This window comes from Pantoea sp. GbtcB22, assembly GCF_019091025.1.
GTDB classification, from domain to species: Bacteria; Pseudomonadota; Gammaproteobacteria; order Enterobacterales; family Enterobacteriaceae; genus Pantoea; species Pantoea leporis.
This window is the reverse complement of sequence record NZ_JAGXKB010000021.1, coordinates 1-1,482: the sequence shown is the minus strand read 5'-3', so window position 1 is coordinate 1,482 and position 1,482 is coordinate 1. Positions and strand designations below refer to the sequence as shown.

Annotated in this window: 1 protein-coding gene; it reads left to right on the top strand. The window is 60.5% G+C overall.

The annotated features are described in order from the left end of the window. Positions 1-1,482, top strand: a 1,482-nt coding sequence (locus tag KVT28_RS24645) for an Ig-like domain-containing protein (protein ID WP_254633651.1), incomplete at both ends; no start/stop codon positions are given.

Sequence of the window (1,482 nt, the reverse complement as noted above, 5' to 3'; positions counted from 1 at the left end):
GACGCCGCAGACGTCCTGACGGCAGAAGTCAACGTCGGCCCAATTCCCGGTCCAATTCAAAGCGGCGCCACCACCGACGACAGCACCCCGACCTTTGGCGGCACCGGCGAGCCGGGCGACAAAGTGATCATCAAAGATGACGGCGAAATTATTGGTACCACCATCGTCGGTCAGGATGGCAGCTGGGAATTTACCCCGGTTCCACCGCTGGAAGAAGGTGAGCACAGCATCATAGTAGTCATCGAAGATCCGGCCGGTAACCAGAGTGATCCGTCTGATCCAATCGACTTCATCGTTGACCTGTCTGACGTATTGGTCAGCATCGACTTTGCCTTTGACAACGTAGAAGCACACACCGGCAACATCGCTTCCGGTAGCGTTACCAACGATGACACTCCGACTCTGCACGGTAAAGCAACGCCGAACAGCATCGTGACAATCATGGATGGCAACCTGGTGTTAGGCTCAGTCAAAACTGACAGCTTTGGTCGCTGGAACTTCACCACACCTGCTTTGCCAGACGGTGAACATCGCTTCACTGCAACGGCGACTGACGCTAAAACCGGCGTGGTCAGTGCACCGACCGCAGAGTTCGTGCTGGACATCGACGTCCAGGAACCGACCAAACCGGGCGATGGCGGCACCGGCGGCGACGGCATCGCGGACGTGATTGACGACGTGGGCCCAATCCAGGGCAGCGTGGGCAACGGCGACTCTACTGATGACACCACCCCGACGCTGATCGGCAGCGGCCTGCAGCCGGGCGACGTGGTCACCATCATCGACAACGGCACGCCAATCGGCAGCGTCGTGGCCGACGAGAACGGCGGCTGGCAGTTCACGCCGGAGACCCCGCTGAATGACGGCGACCACGAGTTCACCACCATCGTGACCGATCCGGCAGGCAACAGCTCTGAGGAGTCTGATCCGTACCTGATTGTTATCGACACCGATGCGCCTGCGGCACCGGTGATCACCGACCTGATCGACGATCAGGGCAGCGTGACCGGTTCTATCACTGACGGCAGCACCACGGACGACGCACAGCCGGAGATCCGGGGTACCGCAGAAGCGGGCAGCACCGTCATCATCTATGACAAAGGCGTTGAAATTGGCCGCACCGAGGCGGACGCAAGCGGTAACTGGACATTCATTCCGGTTCCTCCGCTGCTGAACGGCGACCACGAACTGAGCGCCAAAGCGCAGGATAAAGCCGGCAACATCGGCGACGAGTCCAACAGCATTGGCTTTGACCTGATCGCGGGCGGCAATGCCATCGCACCAGCCATCATCGGCGCGTGGGATGACGTGGAAGGCAACACCGGGATGCTGCATAACGGCGACCTGACCAACGACGCGCGCCCGGAGCTGCGCGGCACTGCTCAGCCGGGCGAAATCGTCACCATCATCATGGACGGCAAGGTACAGGGTTCTGCGACTGCCGATCCGAATGGCCACTGGAGCTTCACGCCAGCGACCGAT